The organism is Thermomonas sp. (assembly GCF_046293095.1).
Taxonomy (GTDB): domain Bacteria; phylum Pseudomonadota; class Gammaproteobacteria; order Xanthomonadales; family Xanthomonadaceae; genus Thermomonas.
This window is the reverse complement of the sequence record NZ_JBKBPN010000002.1, coordinates 472903-498389: the sequence shown is the minus strand read 5'-3', so window position 1 is coordinate 498389 and position 25487 is coordinate 472903. Positions and strand designations below refer to the sequence as shown.

Here is a 25487-nt window from a genome sequence, read left to right as displayed (position 1 = left end):
CGTCATATCAGGCCTTGAGACGCCCCCCTGAGAGAATCCTTGCCCGCCTAGACATGGAGCAGCCAATGAGCAACTGCATTTTCGAGTACAGATACAGAGACGCCGGCAACTGGAAGACGGAAGCTGCAGTCATCCTGTTTGGCCAGATAGACACGACGATCGTTGACGGAATCCGAAAAACGCTTGAGGCGGGCGAGCTGTTTATTCCCGAGCAGGTCGGGCTAAAGCCCCTGCAAAATCAGCATTTTCTAGCACATAAAACCGACCCTGACGATGACATGGATCACGCCTTCCATGAGTTCATTGGCGTTCGTGCAATCGAAAGTAAAAACGACATGCAGCACCCAAAGCTCGCCATCACGCTCGAATATCTTGCCGCTCAATTCGAAGCCGCAGGGAAACAGGGATGGAACGTTTCAATTTCGCCATTTAGCGAATGTTAGTTCGGCAACCGCGAAGCGGAGATTCACATATTCCTCCTGTACTCCCCACCCACCTCATACAACGCATGGCTGATCTGCCCCAGCGAATGCGTCTTCACCGCTTCCATCAGCGATGCAAACACATTCCGCCGCTCCCGCGCCGTCACCTGTAGTGACTTCAACCCCTCGGCCGCATACCCGTTGCGGTTGCGCTGGTACGCCGCCACGTTGGCAATCTGCTGCCCCTTCTCCGCTTCCGTGGAGCGGATCAGCTCGATTTCGGTGACGATATCACCGCCGTGTTCCTTGGGCAGGAAGGTGTTGACGCCCACCAGCGGCAGGCTGCCGTCGTGCTTCTTGTGCTCGTAGTACAGGCTTTCTTCCTGGATCTTGCCGCGCTGGTACATGGTGTCCATGGCGCCCAGCACGCCGCCGCGCTCGCTGATGGCCTCGAACTCCTTGTAGACGGCCTCTTCCACGATGTCGGTGAGCTTGTCCACGATGAAGCTGCCCTGCCATGGGTTCTCGCAGAAGTTCAGCCCCAGCTCCTTGTTGATGATCATCTGGATGGCTACCGCGCGGCGAACGCTTTCCTCGGTGGGCGTGGTGATGGCTTCGTCGTAGGCGTTGGTGTGCAGGCTGTTGCAGTTGTCGAACAGCGCGTACAGGGCCTGCAGCGTGGTGCGGATGTCGTTGAACTGGATCTCCTGCGCGTGCAGGGAGCGGCCGCTGGTCTGGATGTGGTACTTCATCATCTGGCTGCGGCTGGACGCGCCGTAGCGCTCGCGCATGGCGCGGGCCCAGATGCGGCGGGCCACGCGGCCGATGACGGTGTACTCCGGGTCCATGCCGTTGCTGAAGAAGAAGCTCAGGTTGGGCGCGAAGTCGTCGATCTTCATCCCGCGCGCCAGGTAGTACTCCACGATGGTGAAGCCGTTGCTCAGGGTGAAGGCCAGCTGGCTGATCGGGTTCGCCCCGGCTTCGGCAATGTGGTAGCCGGAGATGGAGACCGAGTAGAAGTTGCGCACCTGGTGATCGACGAAGTACTGCTGGATGTCGCCCATCATCCGCAGCGCAAACTCGGTGCTGAAGATGCAGGTGTTCTGCGCCTGGTCTTCCTTCAGGATGTCGGCCTGTACGGTGCCGCGCACGGTTTTCAGGGTCTCGGCCTTGATCCGCGCGTAGGTCTCGGCGTCCACCAGCTGGTCGCCGGTCACGCCCAACAGGGCCAGGCCCAGGCCGTTGTTGCCCTGCGGCAGCTCGCCTTCGTAGCGCGGGCGTTGCTTGCCTTCGAAGAGAGCGTCGATTTTTTTCTGCGCCTGCGCCCAGCGATCCGGGTCAGCCTTGAGGTATTTCTCCACCTGCTGGTCAATGGCGGTGTTCATGAACATCGCCAGGATGATCGGCGCCGGGCCGTTGATGGTCATCGACACGCTGGTGGTGGGCGCGCACAGGTCAAAGCCGGAGTACAGCTTCTTCATGTCGTCCAGCGTGGGCACGTTGACGCCGGAGTTGCCGATCTTGCCGTAGATGTCCGGGCGCGGTGCCGGGTCTTCGCCGTACAGGGTCACGCTGTCGAAGGCGGTGGACAGGCGCGCGGCCGGCTGGCCCAGGCTGAGGTAGTGGAAGCGGCGGTTGGTGCGCTCCGGGGTGCCCTCGCCCGCGAACATGCGGATGGGGTCCTCGCCGGTGCGGCGGTACGGGTACACGCCGCCGGTGTAGGGGTAATAGCCCGGCAGGTTTTCCTTCTGCAGGAAGGTCAGCAGCTCGCCCCAGGCCTTGTAGGTGGGCGCGGCGATCTTGGGGATCTGCTGGTGGCTGAGCGACTCGCGGTAGTTCTCCACCCGGATGGTCTTGTCGCGCACCTGGTATTCGTTCACCGGCTCGGTGATGGATTTCAGGCGCGCCGGCCAGTCGCGCAGCAGCTTCAGCGCCTCGGCATCCAGCGACTGGATGGCATCGTTGTAGCGCTGGCGCAAGGTCTTCAGGCTGCGGTCGTCGCCTTCGGTGAGGGCTTCGGTGGGATACAGGTCCAGCGGCTTCGGCAGCGCGGCGTCGCCCAGTTCCTTCAGTGCGTCCCACAGCGACTGCGCGCGGTCGGCGATCTCCGCCTGCGATTCGATGCGGGCGTTGATCTGGCGGCCCTGCTCGGCGATCTCCGCCAGGTAGCGGACGCGGTTGCCGGGGATGAGGACGGTGGCGCGGGGTTCCTTGAGGGTGGTGTCGATGGCCGGCTGCAGGGCGTCGGCCGGCAGGGACAGCTTCTCGCGCAGCAGGCGGCACAAATTGACGAACATCCAGTTCAGGCCGGGGTCGTTGAACTGGCTGGCGATGGTGGGATAGACCGGGACATCCTCGTCCTTCAGGTCGAACTTCACGCGGTTGCGCTTCCACTGCTTGCGCACGTCGCGCAGGGCGTCTTCGGCGCCGCGCTTGTCGAACTTGTTCAGCACGACCAGTTCCGCATAGTCCAGCATGTCGATCTTCTCGAGCTGGCTGGGCGCGCCGAAGTCGCTGGTCATCACGTACATCGGAAAATCGACCAGGTCCACGATCTCCGAGTCGCTCTGGCCGATGCCGGCGGTCTCCACGATCACCAGGTCGAACGCCAGCGAGCGCAGATAGGCGATGCAGTCCTTCAGCACTGCATTGGTGGCGGCATGCTGGCGGCGGGTGGCCATGGAGCGCATGAACACGCGCGGGCTGCGCAGGCTGTTCATGCGGATGCGGTCGCCCAGCAGCGCGCCGCCGGTGCGGCGGCGGGTGGGATCGACGCTGATCACCGCGATGCGCATGTCCGGGAAGCTGGACAGGAAGCGGTTCAGCAGTTCGTCGGTCACCGACGACTTGCCGGCGCCGCCGGTGCCGGTGATACCCACCACCGGGGTCTTGCCGCCGGCCAGCTGCCACTGCTTGCGCAGGTGGGCCAGCTCGGACTCGGCCAGCGCGGACGCCTCGATGGCGGACAGCATGCGGCCCACGTGGATCTCGGAGGCGGCATCGGTCAGGGCAGCGTCGTTGGCCGGCGCGCGCAGCTGGCCGTCCTGCGCCGCCTTGGCCTTGCGGGCGGCACCCGCGCGGCGGATGACGTCCTCGATCATCGCCACCAGCCCCATGTGCATGCCGTCGTTGGGGTGGTAGATGCGCTCGACGCCGTAGGCTTCCAGCTCGCGGATTTCCTCGGGCGTGATGGTGCCGCCGCCGCCGGCAAACACGCGGATGTGCGCGGCGTTGCGCTCCTTCAGCATGTCCACCATGTACTTCAGGTATTCCACGTGGCCGCCCTGGTAGGACGACAGCGCGATGGCATCGGCGTCTTCCTGCAGGGCCGCGCGCACCACGTCCTCCACGCTGCGGTTGTGGCCCAGATGGATCACTTCCGCGCCCTGCGCCTGGATCAGCCGGCGCATGATGTTGATGGCGGCGTCGTGGCCATCGAACAGGCTGGCGGCGGTGACGAAGCGCAGCGGGGTGGCCTCGGGCAGCGGCTGGGTCGCGTGGGTGTCGGGGGACGTTGCGGCGGGGGTGCTCATGGGGCGCATCCACACAATCAAAGGACAATTCCCGATTGTAGCGCGCGGGTTAGGATGGGCTCGACGCCCAAAGGACCTGCCGCCATGCCCCGCTTCCGCCTGCTGTCGCTCTGCCTGGGACTGACCCTCGCCGCCACCACGTTCGCCGGCGCCGCGCAGGCGCCGCGCGTCCTGCTGCTGGGCGAGGTGCACGACAGCGCCGCCGGCCACGCCGCCCGCGTCGCGCTGCTGCGCAAGGAACTGGAGGCGGGCTGGCGGCCGGCGATTGCGATGGAGCAGTTCGACACCGCCCAGCAGCCCGCGCTGGACGCGGCCATGCGCGACTGCGTGGATGCCGCCTGCGTGGTGGCGCGCGTGGCACCGCCGAAGGCCGGCTGGACGTGGCCCTACTACCAGCCGGTGATCGCACTGGCGCTGGAATTCAAGCTGCCGCTGCTGACCGCCAACCTGTCGCGCGGCGACGCCTCGAAGGTGGTGCAGGACGGCTTCGCGGCCGCGCTGCCGGCTGAACTGATCGCCCGCTACCGGCTGGACGCCCTGCCCGCCGAGGTGCTGGCCGCGCAGGAAACCGAAGTCCGCGACAGCCATTGCGGCGGGCTGCCGGAGAGTCTGGTGGCGCCGATGGCGAAGGCGCAGATCGCCCGCGACGTGGTGATGGCCGACACCCTGCGCACCCACGCCGACCGCGGCGTGGTGCTGATCGCCGGCAACGGCCACGTGCGCCGCGACATCGCGGTGCCGTACTGGCTGCGCCGCGACGGGCTGGCGCCGCGCGCGGTGGGCTTCCTGGAGCCGACCTCGGACGCAGTCGCCTTCGACGCCGTGGAGCGCATCCCGGCGACCACCCGGCCCGACCCGTGCGCGGGCTTCAAGGCGCCGAAGACCTCCGGCTGAATGGGAGACGCGGGGGCCATACCCCTGCGTACGCAGGCCCCGCCCTGCGGAATGGCCTAAAATGGGTGGCTGCGGCGGGCCTGGCCGGCCGCAGTCCAATCCCGTTCCCTTCCCAATGCCACTGGTTCCGCTGCGTGCGGCGGCGCTGGCCGGAGTTTTTTCCAATGATCTTCGAAACGCTCGACATCTACGGCCACGAGCAGGTCGTGTTCTGCCACAACAAGGACGCTGGCCTGAAGGCGATCATCGCCATCCACAACACCGTGCTGGGCCCCGCGCTGGGCGGCACCCGCATGTGGCCGTACAGGAGCGAGGCCGAAGCGTTGAACGACGTGCTGCGCCTGTCGCGCGGCATGACCTACAAGAACGCCGTGGCCGGCCTGAATATCGGCGGCGGCAAGGCGGTGATCATCGGCAACCCGGCCACCGACAAGTCCGAGGCGCTGTTCCGCGCGTTCGGCCAGTTCGTGGAGTCGCTGGGCGGCCGCTACATCACCGCCGAGGACGTTGGCATCGACGTCAACGACATGGAATACGTGTACCGCGAGACCGAGTACGTGACCGGCGTGCACCAGGTGCACGGCGGCTCGGGCGACCCCTCGCCGTTCACCGCCTACGGCACCCTGCAGGGCCTGATGGCCACGCTGAACCGCAAGTTCGGCGACGAGGACGTGGGCAAGTATTCCTACGCCGTGCAGGGCCTTGGCCACGTGGGCATGGAGTACGTGAAGCTGCTGAAGGAACGCGGCGCCAAGATCTTCGTGACCGACATCAACCCGGCGCTGGTGGAGAAGGCCGTGACCGAATACGGCGCCGAAGCCGTGGGCCTGGACGAGATCTACGACGTGCCGGCCGATGTGTACTCGCCGTGCGCGCTGGGCGGCACCGTCAACGAGCAGACCCTGCCCCGCCTGAAGTGCAAGGTGATCTGCGGCGCGGCCAACAACCAGCTGGCCAACAACGAGATCGGCGAGGAAGTGGTCAAGCGCGGCATCCTGTACGCGCCGGACTATGCGGTGAACGCCGGCGGCGTGATGAACGTGGCGCTGGAGCTGGACGGCTACAACCGCGAACGCGCCATGCGGATGATGCGCACCATCTACCACAACCTCACCCGCATCTACGAGATCGCCGACCGCGAGGGCATCCCGACCTACCGCGCCGCCGACCGCCTGGCCGAAGAGCGCATCGAGAAGATCGGCAAGCTGAAGCTGCCGCTGGGCCGCGGCCGCACCCGCTTCCAGGGCCGCATCCGCGGGAACTGATTCCGACGGAGCCGGAATCAGTGCTTCCGTAGCCTCCACATCCCCCGCCGCTGTTGCGGCACCCCCCTTGACTCAAGGGGGGCTTTGCATCCGGATCGGAGGAAGAAAACGCCCGGCAATCCGGGCGTTTTCGTTGTGGGACAAGGCCGTGCGGCGACCCGATTACAATTGACCCATCAGGCCCGCCGCCAGCGGGTCCTCCAGACCTTCGAGGAATCCCATGCGTCCGTTCCCCCTTGGTGAAGACATCGATGCCCTGCGCGAGGCGGTCCGCCGGTTTGCGGACACTGAAATCGCGCCTCGCGCCGCCCAGGTGGATGCAGAGAACTGGTTCCCGCAGGACCTGTGGCCGAAGCTGGGCGAAATGGGGCTGTTGGGCCTGACGGTTCCAACCGAATATGGCGGCAGCGGCATGGGCTATCTGGCCCATCTGGTGGCCATGGAGGAAATCAGCCGCGCTTCCGGGTCGATCGGCCTGAGCTACGGCGCCCACTCCAACCTGTGCGTCAGCAACCTGTATGCCAACGGCAACGCGGCGCAGCGCGCCAAGTACTTGCCCAAGCTGTGCACCGGCGAGTGGAAGGGCGCACTGGCGATGAGCGAACCCGGCGCCGGTTCCGACGTGGTGGGCTCGATGGCCTGCCGCGCCGAGCTGCGGGACGGCGTGTGGGTGGCCAACGGCAACAAGATGTGGATCACCAACGGCCCCGAGGCCGACGTGCTGATCGTCTACATGCGCACCGCCGGCAAGGAGGCGGGCAGCAAGTGCATGACCGCCTTCCTTGTCGAAAAGGGCATGCAGGGCTTTTCCACCGCGCAGAAGTTGGACAAGCTGGGCATGCGCGGCAGCAACACCTGCGAACTGGTGTTCGAGAACTGCGAGATCCCGCAGGAAAACGTGCTGGGCGAGGTCAACAACGGCGTCAAAGTGCTGATGAGCGGCCTGAACACCGAGCGCCTGGTGCTGTCGGGCGGGCCCATCGGGCTGATGCAGGCGGCACTGGACATCGCCCTGCCCTACGTGCGCGAGCGCCGCCAGTTCGGCGAGGCCATCGGCACCTTCGGCATCATGCAGGCCAAGATCGCCGACATGTACACCGCGCTGCAGTCCAGTCGCGCCTTCGCCTACCAGGTGGCGCGCGACTACGACGCCGGCCATAAAAGCCGCGTCGATGCCGCCGCCTGCCTGCTGCATGCCAGCGAGGCGGCGGTGCAGGTGGCGCTGGAAGCCATCCAGTCGCTGGGCGGCAACGGCTACATCAACGAATACCCGACCGGGCGGATCCTGCGCGATGCCAAGCTGTACGCCATCGGCGCCGGCACCAACGAGATCCGCCGCATGCTGATCGGCCGCGAGTTGTTCGCCGGCGCCCACTGAGCCCGGCCCCGGGGCGGCCTGAGCGGCCGCCCGCTGCTGCAGGCGGCTTGCCGCTCCGGAAGGCGCCCCGCCCCGTGCGGAAACCGCCGCCCGCAGGGGCCTCAAGATTCTCCGGTCCGTGCCGATGCCGTGTGTGTCCCCTTGCACCCGGTTCCCACATGAGCACCCCTGCCGCCCCCGCCACGTCCGCCAGCCAAGCCACTTCCGGTGAGTTCCTGACCTTCACTCTGGGCCAGGAGGAATACGGGGTGGACATCCTCAAGGTGCAGGAAATCCGCGGCTACGATGCCGTCACCCGCCTGCCGGACGCACCGGACTACATCAAGGGCGTCATCAACCTGCGCGGCACCATCGTGCCGGTCATCGACATGCGGGTGAAGTTCCGGCTGGAAGCGAAGGTGGACGCGCTGACCGTGATGATCGTGCTCAACGTGGCCAACCGCGTGGTGGGCATGGTGGTGGACAGCGTGTCCGACGTGGTCCAGCTGACCGCCGAGCAGATCCGCGCGATGCCGGAAGTGGGCACCGGGATTGACCGCCGCTTCCTGACCGGCATCGGCGCGCTGGACGAGCGCATGCTCATCCTGCTGGACATCGAAGGCCTGATGACCAGCACCGAGATGGGGCTGGTAGTGGACGACGCCGCGCAGGCCGCCTGAACACGCCGCCGCAGGTCCGCCGCAACGGTCCTCGCCCCGGGCCGTTCCGGCAACTGCTGCCGGCCCCCCGCGGGACGGGCAAGCACAAAGAAACGCACGCGCCAAGCATTGGCGCGCGCGCGGTCTTCCTTGAGCGGAAAGGCTTTGAGTGGAAAGGCTGGGCGTCAAGGGTCGCCGGACGCGGGCGCCGCGCGCCCGCCCCGGCGCCAGGTCAGAGCTTGAATTCCAGCTTGACCTTGCCGTGGCTCTCACCCGGCGCGAATTCCCACTGCTTGACCGCCTTCACCGCGGCAGCAACAAAGACGCGGCCCGGCTTGGCATCCACTACCGACACCTCGGTGACCTTGCCGTCCGGGCCCACGCTGTATTCCACCTCGACATAGCCGGTGGTGCCGGCACGGGCCGCATCGGCCGGATAGACGGGATCGACACGCTTGATCGGGTTGCCGGCCAGCGCCGGCAGGGACAGGGCCATCGCGCCGGCCAGGAACGCCGCACTCAGGAAACGATGGGGGTGTCGAAACATGACGAAAAGCTCCATGGAGGGGGTACGCGCACGGATGTGCTCACCGCTCACATCGGCCGCTTGCGGCGGGACTTGAGGGCGACGCCCGCCCCCATCGCGCGGATTGCGAGCCCGGTCACGTTTACGCGATCACTTCCCCGTGTGCGTGCGCCCGGCCATTAAAGATTCCCCCCGGCCGGCCGTTGCCGGCGGTGACCCGCCATTTCTTTTCACCGCGCCGCCACAGGGGCCTTCCATGCAGCCAAACCACTCCCTTGCCGACCGACTGCTCGCACCCGCCACCCGTCTGATGGGGCGTTTGCGCTTCAGCCAGAAAGCCATGCTGATCGGCGCAGCGTTCACCCTGACCTGCGCCGTCCTGGCCGGCATGGTGGTGACCCGCTCGCTGGGCGAAATCGCGGATGCCCGCCGTGCACGCGAGGCCACCGTGGGCATCGGCGCCCTGGACGACGCCCAGATCGCCATGCAGCAGCACCGCCAGCTGCGCGCCCGCCAGCTGGCCAAGGACACCACCGCCACCGAGGCGGAAGTGGCCGACGCTGCCACCCGCGCCGACCAGGCACTGGCGGCCTTCGATACCTGGTATGCCCAGTCCGGCCTCCACGACGAAGACCTGGATACAGCGAAGCAGGCGGCACGCGCCGCCTGGAAAAAGGCCGTCGCCACCGAAGGCGAAGCCGCGCCGGAGGCCGACACGGCCGCACTCGCCGCCCTGCGCACTGCCATCAACCGCCTGACCTTCACCGCCATCACCGCGGTGGCCAGCGACACCGCCATGTTGCGCGGCGGCGAGATGGGCGGCGTTCTGCTGCCCGAGCTGGCGGCCGCCAGCGCCGCTCAATCACTGGTGGGCATCCGCGTGCTGGGCGAAGGCGCGATCTGGGTGTCCGACCGCACCGAACTGGCCGTGCGCAAGAGCATGCAGGACTATCTGGTCGGCCAGATCGCCGAGAGCCGCAAGTACATCGAGAAGGAGCTCCCCAACGGCGCCGCGCTGTTCGGCAAGCCCATGGCCGAAGCCCTGGCGGCCCTGGAAGCGCAGAACAAGCTGATCCAGGCGCGCATCCTGGACGCCGAAACCCCGGATTCGCCGGTAGCCGACCTGGCCCGCCAGGACAGCGCCACCCTGATGGCGATGCACAAGGCCATGAAGGCCGCCCAGGACGTCGTCCGCGCCGCCGGCGACCGCGCCATCGCCAGCCTGCAGCGCCGTGCGTTCGGCACGCTGGGCTTCGCCGCCCTGGCCCTGCTGCTGGCCGCCTATCTGTTCATTGGCTTCACCCGCGGCACGCGCATCGCGCTGGGCCGCATCGAATCGGGTGCCCGCGCCCTGGCCGCCGGCCAGTTCAACGACCAGATCCGGGTGGACACCCAGGACGAGCTGTACAACATCGGCCGCAGCATGGAAAGCGTGGCCGACAGCCTGCGCCGCTTCTCCGAAGCCCAGCAGACCATGTTCGACCAGCACGAAGCCGGGCAGATCGACGAGCGCATCGAAGCCGAGGCCTTCCCCGGCGCATTCGGGGTCATGGCCGACCAGGTCAATACCCTGGTGGCATCACATATCGCCCTCAAATTGGAAGCTATCGGCCTTGTTGCGGAGTATGCCCGCGGCGATCTCTCGCGCGACATCGCCCGCTACCCGGGCCAGAAAGCGCGCATCACCGAGGCGGTGGATGCGGTGAAGCGCAACATGCTGGCGGTCAATGCCGAGATCAAGGCACTGGTGGAGGCGGCAGTGGCCGGCGACTTCAGCAAGCGCGGCGACGCCCAGCGCTTCGAGTTCGTGTACCGCGAACTGCTGGACGACCTGAACCGGCTGATGGCGGTGGGCGACGAGGGCCTGCACGAGGTCGGCAACCTGCTGGCCGCGGTGGCCGAAGGCGACCTGACCCGGCACATCGAGATCCAGCTGCCGGGGCAGTTCGGCCAGCTGGCTGCCGACGCCAACCGCACGGTGGACGCGCTGACCCGGATCATCGGCGAGATCCGCGCCGCCTCCGACAGCATCGGCGCGGCGGCGGGCGAAATCGCCGCCGGCAACGCCGACCTGTCGGCGCGCACCGAACAGCAGGCGGCGGCGCTGGAAGAAACCGCCTCGTCGATGGAAGAGCTGACCTCCACCGTCAAGCAGAACGCCGACAACGCCCGCCAGGCCAACCAGCTGGCGCAGGGCGCGGCCGGCGTGGCCGCCCAGGGCGGCGACGTGGTGCAGCAGGTGGTGGCCACGATGAGCGCCATCGAGGCCTCGTCGAAGAAGATCGCCGACATCATCTCGGTGATCGACGGCATCGCCTTCCAGACCAATATCCTGGCGCTGAACGCGGCGGTGGAAGCGGCGCGCGCCGGCGAGCAGGGCCGCGGGTTTGCGGTGGTGGCCGGTGAAGTGCGCGCACTGGCGCAGCGCAGTGCCGGCGCGGCCAAGGAGATCAAGCAGCTGATCGAGGAATCGGTGGGCAAGGTCAGCGACGGCTCGACCCTGGTCCGCCAGGCCGGCAGCACCATGCACGAGATCGTGACCTCGGTGCAGCGGGTCACCGACATCATGGCCGACATCAGTGCCGCCTCGCAGGAGCAGAGCAGCGGCATCGAGCAGGTCAACCAGGCCATCACCCAGATGGACGAAGGCACCCAGCAGAACGCGGCGCTGGTGGAGCAGGCGGCCGCCTCGGCGGAGAGCATGCGCCAGCAGGCCGAGGCCCTGGCCGAGGCGGTGGCGGCGTTCCGGCTGGCCGCGCAGCAGCAGGCCAGCGCCCGCGCCGCCGCCCGTGCGCCCGCGCCCGCGCCCGCCCACACCCATGCACACAGCGGGGCGGCCGGCCACGCGCAGGATGGGGCCATTGCCTCGTTCGAGGACATGATCGAAAAGCACGCGCAGTGGAAGCTGCGGCTGAAGACCTACCTGCGTGGCGGCGGCGAGCCGCTGGATCCGGATACCGTCCAGAAAGACAGCGTCTGCGCTCTGGGCCAGTGGCTGTACGGTAAGGGGGAACAGGTACAGCACCTGCCGGAATACCAGAAACTGAAAGAGCATCACCGGCAGTTCCATACCCTCGCCGGCAAGGTGATCCAGGAACACCAGCGCGGCCGGACGGCCCAGGCCCAGGCCCTGCTGGACGGCGAGTTCACCCGCAAGACCCAGGAGACGGTGACCGCCATCCGCGCCCTGCGCGATGCGGCGGAAGGCCGGCGCAGCAAGCCGGCTGCCGCCCCCGCGCCACGCCCGGCACCGGTGGCGGCCAAACCGGCGCGTCAGAGCGTGGCTGCTGGCGGCGACCAGCACTGGCAAGAGTTCTGACCTCGGGCAAGGCGGGCCGCGCGGCAAACCGCCGTCGGCCCGCGGCCCTCAACCTTTCCCTGGTTCGCCCCCGCGCAGATGACCTTCGAGCCGCCATCCGCCCGCACCCCGCACGATGCCTCGCCCGCCGGCCCGGGATCGGCCAGTGCCGAGCTTGAGGAGCGCCTTGCCGACGTGGCCCTGCTGGCCGCAGCGGCACTGGACATGCCGATGGCGGTGGTGGCCGCCTGCGAGGACGAGCGCATCACGCTGGCAGCCAGCCACGGGCTGGCCCGCACGCACGGCCCGCTTTCCCGCGACCACCTGATCGTGCGCAGCTGGCAGCAGCACACGCCCATGCTGGTGCTGCCGGACATCCCTGCCGACCCGCGCTGCCGCGCCCGCTGTTATGCCGGCGTCGCCCTGCACTCGCGCACCGGCCAACGGCTGGGGACGCTGGCGGTGCTGGACGGCGCCCCCCGGCCAGCCCCCACCGCGGCGCAGTGCGACGCGCTCGCCCGGCTGGGGCGGCTTGCCGCGGCCCTGCTGGAGCAGCGTGACATCGAACGCCGCGCACTGATCGTGACGCTGGCCGGCGAACAGGCGCGCGAAGCGGTACTGGTGGGCGATCGCCACGGCCGCGTGCGCTGGCACAACCGCGCCGCCGAACGGCTGTTCGGCGCGCAGCTGATCGGCCAACCTCTGGCGCAGTTGTTCCCGCTGCGGCTGCAGGCCGACCAGGAAGCCACCCGGGCCTGGCTGGCCGGCCAGCTGGAGGGCAGCCGGTCGCTGCGGATCATCGCGCCCAACGGCAGCCTTCGCCTGCTGGACGCCAACCGGTCGGCCTGGCGCCACGGCCGCGATGGCGGCGTCACCCTGATCCTGCACGACGTCACCGACGCCGCCCACCAGCGCGCCCAGCTGGACCGCCTGGCCCACTTCGACTCCCTCACCGGCCTGCCCAACCGCAACGCCCTGGTGGGGGCACTGGAGGCACACCCCGACTGGGGCGTGGTGCTGATCGCCATCGACCGCTTCAAATGGATCAACGACGGCCTGGGCCACGCCGTTGGCGACCTGGTTTTGCAAGCCTTCGCCGACCGCCTGCAGGCCCGATCCGACGCCGACATGTGCCTGGCCCGGGTGGGCGGCGACGTGTTCGCGCTGGCCTGCCGCGACGATCGCTTCGATGCCATCGACGGGGATGGCCTGGACCTGGTGTCATCGCTGGTGCGCCAGCTGGAGCAGCCCATGCGCGTGCGTGGGCACGAGATCCACCCCGAGGTCAGCACCGGGCTGGCGTTGCGCCGGGATGTGCGGGGCGACGGCGACCTGCTGGCCTCCGCCGACCTGGCGCTGTACCGCGCGAAATCCACCGGCGGCCGCCAGCATTGCCGCTACCACCCCGAAATGCGTGTCGATGCGCTGGCGCGGCGCGCGCTGGATCTGGACCTGCGGCGCGCCTTCGCGCAGGGCGAATTCGAAGTGCACTACCAGCCGCAGGTGGAGCTGGCCAGCGGCCGCATCTGCGGGGCCGAAGCGCTGCTGCGCTGGCGCCACCCCACCCGTGGCATGGTGCCCGCCGGCGAGTTCATCGACCTGCTGACCCGCAGCCCGCTGGCTGCCGAGGTGGGCGCGTGGGTGCTGCGGCAGGCCTGCATGGATGCCGCGCACTGGCCGGACCCCGACACCTCGGTGAGCATCAACCTGTTCCCCGCGCAGCTCGGCAACCAGCTGATCCGCGAGGTCGAGGCGGCCCTGACCGCCGCCGCCCTGCCGGCGGAGCGGTTGGAACTGGAGATCACCGAAACCATCGCCCTCACCCAGAACAGTGCCGGTGCCGCCGCGCTGGCCGCGCTGCGTGCGCGCGGGGTCAACCTAGCCTTCGACGACTTCGGCACCGGCTATGCCTCGCTGTCCATGCTGCAGCGCTTCCGCATCGACCGGGTCAAGATCGACCGCAGCTTCGTCAACGGCCTGCTGCACAAGGGCGAGGATGCCTCGATCGTGCGCTGGATCCTGATGCTGGCGCGCGCGCTGGGCCTGCGCGTGGTGGCCGAGGGCGTGGAAGACCAGGCGCAGGCCGCCTGGCTGCACCAGCACGGCTGCGAGGAGGCGCAAGGCTATCTGTACGCACCCGCGCTGGACAACGGCACCTTGCGGGAACGGCTGCAGACACAACAGGCGGAGCCTCTGGATGGCTGACTCAGGCGAGCGCGAAGGCATCAGCTTCGAATTCAACGACCGCGACTTCCGGCGTGCCTGCCGGATGATCTACGCGCGCGCCGGCATCCATCTGGCCGACCACAAGCGCGACATGGTCTACAGCCGACTGTCGCGACGCCTGCGCGCACGCGGGATATCCTCGTTCACCGAGTATTTGGACCTGGTGGAAGCCGATCCCGCCAGCGAGGAGCAGGCGTTCATCAACGCCCTGACCACCAACCTGACCTCGTTCTTCCGGGAAGCCCACCACTTCGACGCGCTGCGCGAGCAGCTGCGCGAGCTGCCGCGCGGCGAGCCGGTGGACCTGTGGTGCTGCGCCGCCTCCACCGGCGAGGAGCCGTGGTCGCTGGCCATCACCGCCTGCGAGGCGTTCGGCTCGGACACGCCGCCGGTGCGCATCCTGGCCACTGACATCGACACCAACGCGCTGACCACGGCGGCCGCTGGCACGTACGGTATCGACCGCATTGCGGATCTGTCGCCCGAGCGCAAACGCCGCTTTTTCCTGCGCGGCACCGGCCCCAACGAGGGCCTGGTGCGCGTGAAGCCGCATCTGCGCAAGCTGGTCGAGTTCCGCCAGCTCAACCTGCTGGCACCCGACTACGGCCTGCGCCAGCGCTTTGTCGCGGTGTTCTGCCGCAACGTCATGATCTACTTCGACAAACCCACCCAGTACGACGTGCTGCGCAAGGTGGTGCCGCTGCTGGCACCGGGCGGGCGGTTCTACGCCGGCCATTCGGAGAGCTTCGCGCACGCCCTTGACCTGGTGCAGCCCTGCGGCCGCACCATCTACCGCGCCGCCCGGGACAGCCAATGACGGGACTGCCGGCCAGCGTCGCGCCCGCGCGCACTCCGCCAGCGGGCACCTATTACGACCCGGCGCTGGATGCCGACGTCATCAAGCTGTTGCCTGCCGAATGGCGGGTGTCCTCCGAGCCGGTCGCGCTGGCCACCGTGCTGGGCTCCTGCGTGGCGGCCTGCCTCTACGACCCCACCGCCTGCATCGGCGGCATGAACCATTTCATGCTGCCTGACGCAGCGCCCGGTGACGGCAGCGCGCGCTACGGTGCGCATGCGATGGAACTGCTGATCAACGCCCTGCTGAAAGCCGGCGCCCTGCGCCAGCGCCTGCAGGCCAAGGTCTTTGGCGGCGGCAACGTGCTGCCGGGCATGACCCTGGACCCGATCGGTACCCGCAACGGCAATTTCGTGCTCGATTACCTCAACGCCGAGCGCATCCCGATCGTCGCCCAGGACCTGTTCGGAGTACAGCCGCGCAAAGTGTGTTTCTTCGTGCGCACCGGCCGCACGCTGGTCAAGCGGTTGCCCGCCGCGGGCGAGATCGCCCGCGTCGAACGCGCCTACCGCAGCCAGCTGGCGCAGAAGCCGGTGGCCGGTTCCGTGGAGCTGTTCTGATGGCCAATCCCCAATTCCAGCGCCCAGGCAAGGTGCGCGTCCTGATCGTCGACGACTCGGCGCTGGTGCGCCAGGTGCTGAGCGAGATCCTGTCCGGGGACCCGGGCATCGAGGTGGTGGGCACCGCGCCGGATCCGCTGATTGCCCGCGAGAAGATCAAGCAGCTCGACCCCGACGTGCTGACCCTGGACGTCGAAATGCCGCGTATGGATGGGCTGACCTTCCTGCAGAACCTGATGCGGCTGCGCCCGATGCCGGTGGTGATGGTGTCGTCGCTGACCGAAGCCGGCGCCCAGATCACCCTGGACGCGCTGGCGCTGGGCGCGGTGGATTTCGTCACCAAGCCCAAGCTCGACGTGCAGCGCGGCCTGACCCGCTATGGCACCGACCTGTGCGAAAAGGTCAAGACTGCAGCGCGCGCACGGGTGGCGCGGCTGCAAACGGTCACGGCCCCCGTATCGACGGACACCATCAAGTACCGCACTACCGACCGCCTGATCGCCATCGGCGCCTCCACCGGCGGCACCGAGGCGATCCGCGCGATCCTGGAGCAGATGCCGGCCGATGCCCCCGCCACCGTCATCACCCAGCACATCCCGCCCGCCTTCAGCAAACCGTTTGCCGAGCGCCTGAACAAACACAGCCGGATGACCGTGGTGCATGCCGAGGACGACATGCCGCTGCTGGCAGGCCATGCCTACGTGGCGCCCGGTGGGCTGCACCTGCGGGTGCAACGCAGCGGCGCGCGCTGGCGCTGCCGGCTGGGCGAGGACGAACCGATCCGCCGCCACCGCCCCAGCGTGGACGCCCTGTTCGACTCCGTGGCCCAGGCCGCAGGCGCCAATGCCAGCGCCGCCCTGCTGACCGGCATGGGCGATGACGGCGCCCGCGGCTTGCTGGCCCTGCGCAAGGCCGGTGCCGCCACCATGGTGCAGGACGAAGCCAGCAGCGTGGTGTGGGGCATGCCCGGGGCCGCCTACACGCTGGGCGCCGCGCAGCAGGTGCTGCCGCTGGCGGAGATCGCCGGCGCCCTGCTGGCCAGCACCAACGCCGGCACCTGAGGCCGGGCGGGCGTTTCCCCCCAAGGAAGGCCTGAACAACGCCATCCTGGCGTTGTCAGCCCACGCCGGGCCCGGCACATGTCCGGGCCCGGTTCACACGCAGCCTTCGCTTGCGCGATCGCTGCGGGGTCGGCCATCCATGCCGACGGGAATTTCCGAAGCTGTTCGAAGACTCCCTAAAGACAGCCCCCCGTCCGGCCGTTATTCCAAGCGAGTCCCCGACGAGATTGACGATGGAACCCCGCGCCCTGCTCCGCATCGCTGCCCCGATGGTGCTGATGCTGCTGTTGCTCATTGCCGAGACTCTCGCCTGGCCGCTGGCCGTCCGCCTGGCCCTGGTGGTCACCGCCACCTTGGCCTGGGGCGTGGTTGTCTGGCGTGCGCTGCCCAACAAGGCGGAAGCCAAGGTCCTGCAGGACCATGCGCGCCTGCTGGGGGAGCTGCGTGGTTTCGTAGGCAATGAAATCAACGGATCGCACTCGGAGATCGAGCGCACCCGCAGCCTGATCCGCGAGTCGGTCGCCAAGCTGGGCGCCAGTTTCGACGCGGTCAACCGCAAGTCGCGCGAGCAGAGCAACGTGGTCGCCCGCCTGGTGGAACGCACCGGCGATGAAAGCGGCTCCATCGACATCTCCCGCTTCGCCCAGCAGGCCACCCAGCAGATGGAACAGCTGGTGGAGGCGCTGGAGCAGGCCAGCGGCCAGAGCAGCGTCACCGTTAACCACATCGACGCCATGGCCGGCCATCTGGACGGCATCTTCGCCCTGCTGGAGGACGTGAAGTCGATCGCCGACCAGACCAACCTGCTTGCGCTGAACGCCGCGATCGAAGCCGCCCGTGCCGGCGAGGCGGGCCGCGGTTTCGCGGTGGTGGCCGACGAAGTGCGCAACCTGTCCGAGCGCAGCACCGCGTTCAACGAACAGATCCGCAAGCTGGCGCACAACGCCAAGGAGTCGATCGCCAAGGTCCGCGAGACGGTCTCGCACATGGCGTCCCGCGACCTCGACCGCGCCCGCGTCGCGCGCAACGAATCGGCCTCGATGATGGACCGTGTGGAGAGCATCCACCGCACCCTGGGCAACGGCATGCGCGACATCGCCGACTGCGGCCGGGCGATCGACGCCTCGGTGGCCGAGGCGGTGCGCTCGCTGCAGTTCGAAGACATCGCCACCCAGGCCCTGACCGCAGCGGCGGTGCACCTGCAGCGCCTGGAACAGATCAATAACGAAGCCACCACCCTGCACGACCTGCTGCGCGGCAGCCACAACTTCCAGGACCCGGAAATGCGCAGGGCGCTGGCCAATATCGGCAACCGCATCGCCCAGATGCGCGGCGAATGGGAGCGCCCGCCGCACAAGCCGGTGCTCCAGCAGAGCATGGATGCCGGCAGCGTGGAACTGTTCTGACCGGTAGCGCCGGGCCTTCACGCCCGACCGATGCGCCCTCCCCCAATCCCGGCCCCGGCCGGGATTTTTTTCGCTCGCATGCCTGCGGCAACCGCAGGCCTGTGCGCTGCCACCGCCAAGCCGCGCAGGTTCAGGGGCCGGGAAACGGCACGCGCAGCGTGGCGGCAGCGCGCGTACCCAGCCACACCAGCAGCAACCCGGTGACCAGGGTGCTGGCCAGGTAGGCCAAGGCCATCGCGCTGCGCGGCGAGCGCGCCATGAGCAGGCATTCAAGCATCAGTGAGGAATAGGTGGTCAGCCCGCCCAGCAGACCCACGATGAGGAAGGCCCGCCAGTACAGGGCATGCGGGCCACGGCCCTCCAGCCAGACGGCAAGGAAGCCGATCGCGAACGACCCGATCAGGTTGGCCGCCAGCGTGCCCCAGGGAAACCCCTCGCCCAGGATGCGCGGCAATGCGCCGCCCAGCCAGAACCGTCCGGCCGCGCCCAGCGCGCCGCCGCACATCACCAGGACCAGTTGCTGCCACCAGATCATCGCCATCGCTTGCTCCTTCGTGCAACCGGAGCGCGCGCCTGCCGCCCGGTCATGGGGTTGGCAGGCATCATCAGCCGTAACGGCGGTCTGGGGAGGATGCCATCTCCCATCGCAGCAGTATGCCTAGCTGCCGGCCTCGCCGCGAGCCCGGGCACGCGCCTCGCGCAGGGCATCAAGCTTTTCCTTGAGCCTGATCTCCAGGCCACGGGCGACGGGCTGGTAATAGACGCGCTCGCCCATGGCGTCCGGGAAAGCGGTCTGGTCGAGGGCGATGCCACCCTCGACGTCGTGGTCGTACTGGTAGCCGGTGCCGTGGCCCAGCGATTTCATCAGCCGGGTCGGCGCATTGCGCAGGTGCATCGGCACCGGCTGCGAGCCCAGCGCGGCGATGTCCGCGCGTGCGGCCTTCAGCGCCATGTAACTGGCGTTGGACTTGGCGGTGCTGGCCAGGTAGATGGCGAGATTGGACAGCGCGATGTCGCCCTCCGGTGGGCCGATGCGGTCGTAGGCGTTCCACACGTTCAGCGCCATCTCCAGCGCACGCGGATCGGCCAGGCCGATGTCCTCCACCGCCATGATGGTCAGCCGGCGCAGCAGATAGGCCGGGTCGCAGCCGCCGTCCAGCATGCGCGCCAGCCAGTAGATCGCGCCGTCCGGGTTGGAGCTGCGCACCGATTTGTGCAGCGCCGAGATCTGGTCATAGAACTGGTCGCCGCCCTTGTCGAAACGGCGGGTGCGGTCGGCCAGGACCTGGTGCAGCGTGGCCTCGTTGATTGCGCCACCCTCGCCCTCCGCGATGTCCGCGGCGATTTCCAGCAAGGTCAGCGCGCGGCGCACGTCGCCGTCGGCGGCCTGGGCAATGGCCTCCAGCGCGGCGTCCTCGATGCGCAGGCCGCGCCCGCCCAGGCCGCGCACACCGTCTTCCAGCGCCTGCCGCAGCGCGGCGGCGATGTCGGCCGGGGCCACGGCCTCCAGCACATGCACGCGGCACCGCGAGAGCAGCGCGGAGTTGAGTTCGAACGAGGGGTTCTCGGTGGTCGCGCCGACGAACAGGATGGTGCCGCGCTCGATGTGCGGCAGGAACGCGTCCTGCTGCACCTTGTTGAAGCGGTGCACCTCATCGACAAACAGCAGCGTGCGACGGCCGGCATCGAAGCGGGCCTGCGCCTGCGCCAGCACCTCGCGGACCTGCGGCAGGCCGGACAGCACCGCCGAGATCGCGGCGAACTCGGCATCCGCGTGCTGGGCCAGCAGCAACGCCAGCGTGGTCTTGCCGCAGCCGGGCGGCCCCCACAGGATCATCGAATGCAGCCGGCCCGCCTGGATCGCGCGGCGCAGCGCCGAGCCCGGCGCCAGCAGGCGACGCTGGCCCACCATCTCGTCCAGCGTGCGCGGCCGCATGCGCTCGGCCAGCGGGCGCAGCGCCTCGTGCTGGGTGGCCAGCAGGTCGTGCGGGGATGCAGGTGGGCGCAAGCGCGACATCACGCGATTCTACCCGCCGCGGCCACGCCTCAATTGCCGATCACATCCACGCCCTTGGCCGGGACGTAGGTGAAGGTGCCGGCGGCGAACGCGGGGTTGCGCTTCCAGCCGGAAAAGGCGATGACGGTGCGCTGGCCCAGCGCGTCAACGTACTCCAGCCGTGCCAGCTGGCCCGCGGCAAAGCCCAACCGCGCCGTCTTGAAGCCGGCGTCGGCGCTGCGCGGGGCGATCTCCAGCCAGTTCAGACCGTCGCGGGCGCCGCCGTCCTTCACCACGAAATCGCGGTCCAGCCGCGCCGGCTCCAACAGGATCGCCAGCGGGCTGTTCGCCTCCTCGGGGCCCTGTGGCCGGCGGGTAGCCTGCGCCAGGTCCGGATCGACCACCCATACCGTCTTGCCGTCGGCAACGACCAGCTGGACGTAGGGCCGGGTGTATTCCCAGCGGAACAGGCGCGGCGCCGATACCGCCACACGCCCGCTTGACGCCTCCTTCTGCTTGCCGCGTCCGTCGAATACCTGCTGGCTGAACTGCCCGTCCAGGCCCTGCAGGCCCCGGGTGAACGTGGCAAGGTCCTCGCGCGCGCCGGCGGTAGCAATATGGCTGGCCAGCAGCAGCGTGGCAGCAAGGGCAGCGGGAACGAAGCGCATCGGGAAGTCTCCGGACGGGGATGCCGCGCAGTGTCGCGCGGGCTGGCTGAATGGGGTGCGAGGATGCGCCGGTTGCCCGGCGGATCAACAGCGCCGGGTTGGCGCGGGTTCAGGGCCGGGGCGGCGGCGGCGCCAGCACCGTGCGGTCGCCGTTGTGCTCGGGCGTGCTGACGATGCCGGCCGCTTCCATCGCCTCGATCAGACGCGCGGCGCGGTTGTAGCCGATCTTCAGCCGGCGCTGCACGCCGGAGATCGAGGCGCGGCGGGTCTCCGTGACGATCTGCACCGCCTGGTCGTACAGCGGGTCGGCCTCGGGGTCATCACTGCCGGCCGCCTCGGGCAGGCCGTTGGCACCGACGCTGCTGCCGTCGTACAGGGTCTGCACCTCCTCCAGCACGCCGTCGATGTAGTCCGGCCCGCTGCCCTGCTTGAGGAACTCCACCACCCGGTGCACTTCCTCGTCCGAGACGAACGCACCGTGCACGCGCTCCGGCATCGCCGTGCCCGGCGGCAGGTACAGCATGTCGCCGTGGCCCAGCAGGGTTTCCGCGCCGCTCTGGTCGAGGATGGTGCGGGAGTCGATCTTGCTGGACACTTGGAAGGCGATGCGGGTGGGGATGTTGGCCTTGATCAGGCCGGTGATCACATCGACGGACGGCCGCTGGGTGGCCAGGATCAGGTGGATGCCGGCGGCGCGCGCCTTCTGCGCCAGGCGGGCGATGAGTTCTTCCACCTTCTTGCCGACGATCATCATCATGTCGGCGAATTCGTCGATGAACACGACGATGAAGGGCAGCGGCTCCAGCGTCGGCGGCGCCTCGTCCATGCCCGGCGTGGGCTTGAACAGCGGGTCCAGCAGCGGCTGGCCGGCGTCGGCGGCGTCCTTCACCTTCTTGTTGAAACCGGCCAGGTTGCGCACGCCCACCGCGCTCATCAGCTTGTAGCGGCGCTCCATCTCCGCCACGCACCAGCGCAGGCCGTTGGCGGCCTCCTTCATGTCGGTGACCACCGGCGCCAGCAGGTGCGGGATGCCCTGGTAGACCGACAGCTCCAGCATCTTCGGGTCGATCATCAGCATCCGCACGTCCTTGGCGGAGGCCTTGTAGAGCAGCGACAGCACCATCGCGTTGACCGCCACCGACTTGCCGGAGCCGGTGGTGCCGGCCACCAGCAGGTGCGGCATGCGCGCCAGGTCGGCCACGATGGGCTTGCCCGCGATGTCCTTGCCCAGCGCCAGGGTCAGCGGGCTGCCGGCCTTGTCGTATTCCTTCGACCGCAGCAGCTCGCTGAGGTAGATCATCTCGCGGTGGGTGTTCGGCGTTTCCAGGCCAATGACCGACTTGCCCGGGATCACGTCCACCACGCGCACCGACTTCACCGACAGGCCGCGGGCGATGTCCTTGTCCAGCGAGGAAATCTGGCTGACCTTCACGCCCGGCGCCGGCTGCACCTCGAAGCGGGTGATCACTGGGCCCGGATAGGCGCCGACGACTTCGGCATCGATGCGGAAGTCCTTGAGCTTGAATTCGATCTGCCGCGACAGCGTTTCCAGCGTCTGCGCGTCGTAGCCCTTGGGCTGCGGCTTGGGGTCGTCCAGCAGGGCCAGCGGCGGGATACCGGACCCGTCATCGGCATGGAACAGCGGGATCTGCTGCTCGCGCTTGGCGCGCTCGCTCTTCTCCACCGTCGGCGCGGCGGGCGGCTCGATCTTGACCTTCTCCCGGCGCAGGCGGATCTCGCTGTCGGCTTTGCGGGCGACCTCGCGCTCCTCGCGCAGCGCGCGCGCCTCGCTCCATTCGCTGGCCTGCTTCACGCCCTGGCGGGCGCCGCGGTCCAGCAGGCCCGGCAAAGCCAGCACCCAGGCGCCGATGCGGTCCATCACCGCCAGCCACGACAGCCCGGTGGCCAGCGTGACCGAGACCAGCAGCAGCGTGATCAGGAACAGGTTGCCGCCGAGCGGGCCGAAGCCGCGCAGCAAGGAGCGGCCGGTGAGCTGGCCGAGGATGCCGCCGCTGCCGGCGGAGAAATCGTTGCCGCCGCCCACCCGCAGGTACAGCAGGCCGCAGGCGGCGACCAGGAAGCCGACGATGCCGACCAGCCGCAGCGCTGGCCCCAGGTCGGCCTCGCCATCGCCATCGCTGTCCATGCCGAACAGCGCGATCCACGCGATCGCGCCCAGCACCAGCGGCAGCAGGAAGGCCACATAGCCGCACAGGAACAGCAGGAAGCTGGCGATCCATGCGCCGACCGCGCCGCCCACGTTGTGCAGCGGCGCCAGCAGGCTGGAATCGCGGTCGAAGCCGGGGTCGGCTGGCGAATAGGTGACCAGGCAGGCCAACAGGTACAGCAGCAGCGGCGCGATCACGATCAGGGCGAGATCGCGCCACAGGCGTTGCCGGCGCGGGTTGGCGTCCGTGCGGCCGCCACCCGTCTTCGCTGCCGCTTTGCGGCCGGCTTTGCCGACCTCGGACCCCGCTCTCGCCACCTGCGATCAGACCTCAGGAAATCCCCATAGGCCTTTGATAATACGTCAAAGATCCATGTCCCGCAGCGCCGGGTGCACGATCTTCCCGCCGTCCACGTTGATGCCCTTCGCCAGCGCCGCGTCGTTGCGCCAGCCGGCGTCCGAGGCCAGCCGGTTCACCCACGGCAGGATCGCCGCGCAGATCGCCTGCGAGCTGGTCTGCGGGACCGCGCCCGGCATGTTGGTGACGCAGAAGTGGGTCACGCCCTCTTCGACGTAGGTCGGCTCCTTCCAGGTAGTCGGGCGCGAGGTCTCGAAGCAGCCGCCCTGGTCGATGGCGATGTCCACCACCACGCTGCCCGGCTCCATGCCCTTCAGCATGTCGCGGGTCATCACGTGCGGGGCCTTGGCACCGGTGACCAGCACCGCGCCGATCACCAGGTCGGCCGAGGCCACCTCGCGCGCCACCACGTCGTGGTACGGGTACAGCGCGGTGACGTTGTTGCCCAGGCGCATCATCTCGTCCTGGCGGTCGGCGCGCATCTCGAACACGGTGACGTTGGCACCCGAGGCCGCGGCCAGCGCAGCGGACGCACCGCCGGCCTTGCCCGCGCCGAACACCACCACCTTGCCGCGCTCGGTCGCCGCCAGCCCGCCCAGCAGCTTGCCCTTGCCGCCCATCGGCTGGTGCAGCAGGTGGGTGCCCACCTGCACGCCGATCTTGCCGGCGATCACCGACATCGGCGCCAGCAGCGGCAGTTCGCCGTTGGCCAGCTCCACCGTCTCGAACGCCACGCCGGTCAGGCCGATGTCCAGCAGGCGACGGGTCAGCGCCGGCTCGGCGGCCAGATGCAGGTAGCAGAACAGCAGGTGATCCTTGCGCAGGTGCTGCAGGTCACCCTCGATCGGCTCCTTGACCTTCACGATCAGCTCGCCCTTTTCATAGAGGGCAGCCGCATCGGGGGCGATCTTCACGCCCAGGCGGGTGTACTGCTCATCGGAAAAGCCGCTCTTGACGCCGGCGTCCTTCTCCAGCCAGACCTCGTGGCCACGCTTGACCAGGTCGCCCGCGGCGGCGGGGACGAGCGCAACGCGCCCTTCCAGGGTCTTGGTTTCCTTGGGTACACCGATGCGCATTGCGTCGCTCCTGGCGATGTTGTCGTGATGGGCGACAGCGTTCCGACTGTCGCGGCTTGTATCGAAGCGCTGCCGCCGCCAAGCTAGCGACCAACGGCACCCAGCGCGGGCATCCGCCAATTATAGGGAAATTGCTCTAAACCATGACCATGACCAACCACACGCGCCACCAGAAACTCGTCATCCTCGGCTCCGGTCCCGCCGGCTGGACCGCCGCGGTCTATGCCGCCCGCGCCAACCTCAAGCCGGTCGTCATCACCGGGTTGCAGATGGGCGGCCAGCTGATGACCACCACCGAGGTGGACAACTGGCCGGGCGATGCCCACGGCCTGATGGGCCCGGATCTGATGGCGCGCCTGCAGGCGCATGCCGAGCGCTTCGACACCGAAGTGATTTTCGACCATATCCACACCGCCGACCTGTCCAAGCGGCCGTTCCGGCTGGTGGGCGACTCCGGCGAGTACACCTGCGATGCGCTGATCATCGCGACCGGCGCCACCGCCAAGTACCTGGGCCTGCCGTCGGAAGAGGCCTACAAGGGCCGTGGCGTCTCCGCCTGCGCCACTTGCGACGGGTTCTTCTACAAGGACCAGGACGTGGCGGTGATCGGCGGTGGCAATACCGCCGTGGAAGAGGCGCTGTACCTGTCCAACATCGCCCGCAAGGTCTACCTGGTGCACCGTCGCGACACCCTGCGCGCCGAGAAGATCATGCAGGACAAGCTGTTCGCCAAGGTGGCCGCCGGCAAGATCGAAACCGTGTGGCACCACACCGTGGACGAAGTGCTGGGCAACGACGCCGGCGTGACCGGCCTGCGCCTGAAGTCCGTGCAGGACGGCAGCACCCGCGAGATCGCCGTCCAAGGCGTGTTCATCGCCATCGGCCACAGCCCCAACACCGCGCTGTTTGAAGGCCAGCTGGAGATGAAGAACGGCTATCTGAAGATCCAGACCGGCCTGGACGGCAACGCCACCCAGACCAGCATTCCCGGCGTGTTCGCGGCTGGCGACGTGGCCGACCAGGTCTATCGCCAGGCCATCACCTCGGCCGGCTTCGGCTGCATGGCCGCGCTGGACGCCGAGCGTTTCCTCGACAGCGAGTAAGCCTGCCAGCGGGTCGCCCGGATGGGCGATCCGCGTCCGCGCGGGCCGCGCCCCGC

19 protein-coding genes and 1 riboswitch are annotated in these 25487 nt (G+C 68.6%); of the genes, 12 read left to right on the top strand and 7 right to left on the bottom strand.

The genetic code is table 11. The features are described 5' to 3' along the window. The first annotated feature begins 65 nt into the window (after positions 1 to 65). Positions 66 to 443: a hypothetical protein gene (locus ACK4SG_RS05740; protein WP_409600579.1), complete on the top strand. Its 378-nt coding sequence runs from the start codon at positions 66 to 68 to the stop codon at positions 441 to 443. A 23-nt stretch (positions 444 to 466) separates the two neighbouring features. Here ACK4SG_RS05740 and ACK4SG_RS05735 read toward each other — a convergent pair whose 3' ends face one another. Beyond that, positions 467 to 3955, bottom strand: coding sequence for a methylmalonyl-CoA mutase family protein (locus ACK4SG_RS05735; protein WP_409600577.1), 3489 nt, complete (start codon positions 3953 to 3955; stop codon positions 467 to 469). 84 nt (positions 3956 to 4039) lie between these two features. Between ACK4SG_RS05735 and ACK4SG_RS05730 the strand changes: the two genes are divergently transcribed. The 4 genes from ACK4SG_RS05730 (at position 4040) to ACK4SG_RS05715 (ending at position 8151) form a co-directional block, all read left to right on the top strand. Then, positions 4040 to 4849, top strand: coding sequence for a ChaN family lipoprotein (locus ACK4SG_RS05730; RefSeq protein ID WP_409600575.1), 810 nt, complete (start codon positions 4040 to 4042; stop codon positions 4847 to 4849). A gap of 164 nt (positions 4850 to 5013) precedes the next feature. Next, positions 5014 to 6114 carry a Glu/Leu/Phe/Val dehydrogenase dimerization domain-containing protein gene (locus tag ACK4SG_RS05725; protein WP_409600573.1) on the top strand — a complete coding sequence of 367 codons (1101 nt, stop codon included), beginning with the start codon at positions 5014 to 5016 and terminating at the stop codon, positions 6112 to 6114. Positions 6115 to 6334: 220 nt separating this feature from the next. Next, positions 6335 to 7492: an isovaleryl-CoA dehydrogenase gene (locus ACK4SG_RS05720; protein WP_409600571.1), complete on the top strand. Its 1158-nt coding sequence runs from the start codon at positions 6335 to 6337 to the stop codon at positions 7490 to 7492. A 158-nt stretch (positions 7493 to 7650) separates the two neighbouring features. Next, complete coding sequence (locus ACK4SG_RS05715; protein ID WP_409600569.1) at positions 7651 to 8151, top strand: chemotaxis protein CheW; 501 nt, start codon at positions 7651 to 7653, stop codon at positions 8149 to 8151. Positions 8152 to 8362: 211 nt separating this feature from the next. Here ACK4SG_RS05715 and ACK4SG_RS05710 read toward each other — a convergent pair whose 3' ends face one another. Next, on the bottom strand, positions 8363 to 8677 hold the full coding sequence (locus tag ACK4SG_RS05710) for an energy transducer TonB (protein WP_409600567.1): 315 nt from the start codon (positions 8675 to 8677) through the stop codon (positions 8363 to 8365). Between the two features lie 235 nt (positions 8678 to 8912). On the opposite strand from ACK4SG_RS05710, the gene ACK4SG_RS05705 reads away from it, so the two are divergent. The 6 genes from ACK4SG_RS05705 to ACK4SG_RS05680 all read left to right on the top strand — a co-directional run bounded on the left by ACK4SG_RS05705 (position 8913) and on the right by ACK4SG_RS05680 (position 18063). Then, positions 8913 to 11975, top strand: a complete 3063-nt coding sequence (locus tag ACK4SG_RS05705) for a methyl-accepting chemotaxis protein (protein ID WP_409600565.1) — start codon at positions 8913 to 8915, stop codon at positions 11973 to 11975. 78 nt (positions 11976 to 12053) lie between these two features. Continuing rightward, complete coding sequence (locus tag ACK4SG_RS05700; protein WP_409600563.1) at positions 12054 to 14159, top strand: putative bifunctional diguanylate cyclase/phosphodiesterase; 2106 nt, start codon at positions 12054 to 12056, stop codon at positions 14157 to 14159. Continuing rightward, positions 14152 to 14997, top strand: coding sequence for a CheR family methyltransferase (locus tag ACK4SG_RS05695; RefSeq protein WP_409600561.1), 846 nt, complete (start codon positions 14152 to 14154; stop codon positions 14995 to 14997). The genes ACK4SG_RS05700 and ACK4SG_RS05695 overlap by 8 nt, the downstream gene beginning before the upstream one ends. Beyond that, the gene (gene cheD, locus ACK4SG_RS05690; RefSeq protein ID WP_409600559.1) at positions 14994 to 15596 is read left to right on the top strand and encodes a chemoreceptor glutamine deamidase CheD; all 603 of its coding nucleotides are present in this window, start codon (positions 14994 to 14996) and stop codon (positions 15594 to 15596) included. Before ACK4SG_RS05695 ends, cheD begins: the two co-directional genes overlap by 4 nt. Then, positions 15596 to 16657 (top strand): chemotaxis response regulator protein-glutamate methylesterase, encoded by a 1062-nt coding sequence (locus tag ACK4SG_RS05685; RefSeq protein ID WP_409600557.1) that lies wholly within the window; start codon positions 15596 to 15598, stop codon positions 16655 to 16657. Before cheD ends, ACK4SG_RS05685 begins: the two co-directional genes overlap by 1 nt. A 233-nt stretch (positions 16658 to 16890) precedes the next feature. After that, positions 16891 to 18063 carry a methyl-accepting chemotaxis protein gene (locus ACK4SG_RS05680; protein WP_409600555.1) on the top strand — a complete coding sequence of 391 codons (1173 nt, stop codon included), beginning with the start codon at positions 16891 to 16893 and terminating at the stop codon, positions 18061 to 18063. 130 nt (positions 18064 to 18193) lie between these two features. Here ACK4SG_RS05680 and crcB read toward each other — a convergent pair whose 3' ends face one another. The 5 genes from crcB to ald all read right to left on the bottom strand — a co-directional run bounded on the left by crcB (position 18194) and on the right by ald (position 24328). Further along, on the bottom strand, positions 18194 to 18604 hold the full coding sequence (gene crcB / locus ACK4SG_RS05675; RefSeq protein ID WP_409600553.1) for a fluoride efflux transporter CrcB: 411 nt from the start codon (positions 18602 to 18604) through the stop codon (positions 18194 to 18196). A 48-nt stretch (positions 18605 to 18652) separates the two neighbouring features. After that, positions 18653 to 18714: riboswitch (Fluoride riboswitch) on the bottom strand. A gap of 7 nt (positions 18715 to 18721) precedes the next feature. Beyond that, entirely contained in the window at positions 18722 to 20080 is a 1359-nt protein-coding gene (locus ACK4SG_RS05670; RefSeq protein ID WP_409600551.1) for a replication-associated recombination protein A, read from the bottom strand. Positions 20081 to 20109: 29 nt separating this feature from the next. Then, a complete protein-coding gene (lolA, locus tag ACK4SG_RS05665; protein ID WP_409600549.1) occupies positions 20110 to 20727 on the bottom strand; it encodes an outer membrane lipoprotein chaperone LolA in 618 nt (205 codons plus the stop codon). Positions 20728 to 20836: 109 nt separating this feature from the next. Further along, entirely contained in the window at positions 20837 to 23212 is a 2376-nt protein-coding gene (locus ACK4SG_RS05660; RefSeq protein WP_409600547.1) for a DNA translocase FtsK, read from the bottom strand. Between the two features lie 45 nt (positions 23213 to 23257). Then, positions 23258 to 24328, bottom strand: a complete 1071-nt coding sequence (gene ald, locus ACK4SG_RS05655; protein ID WP_409600545.1) for an alanine dehydrogenase — start codon at positions 24326 to 24328, stop codon at positions 23258 to 23260. A gap of 149 nt (positions 24329 to 24477) precedes the next feature. On the opposite strand from ald, the gene trxB reads away from it, so the two are divergent. Next, positions 24478 to 25431 carry a thioredoxin-disulfide reductase gene (gene trxB, locus ACK4SG_RS05650; protein ID WP_409600543.1) on the top strand — a complete coding sequence of 318 codons (954 nt, stop codon included), beginning with the start codon at positions 24478 to 24480 and terminating at the stop codon, positions 25429 to 25431. Positions 25432 to 25487 lie beyond the last annotated feature (56 nt).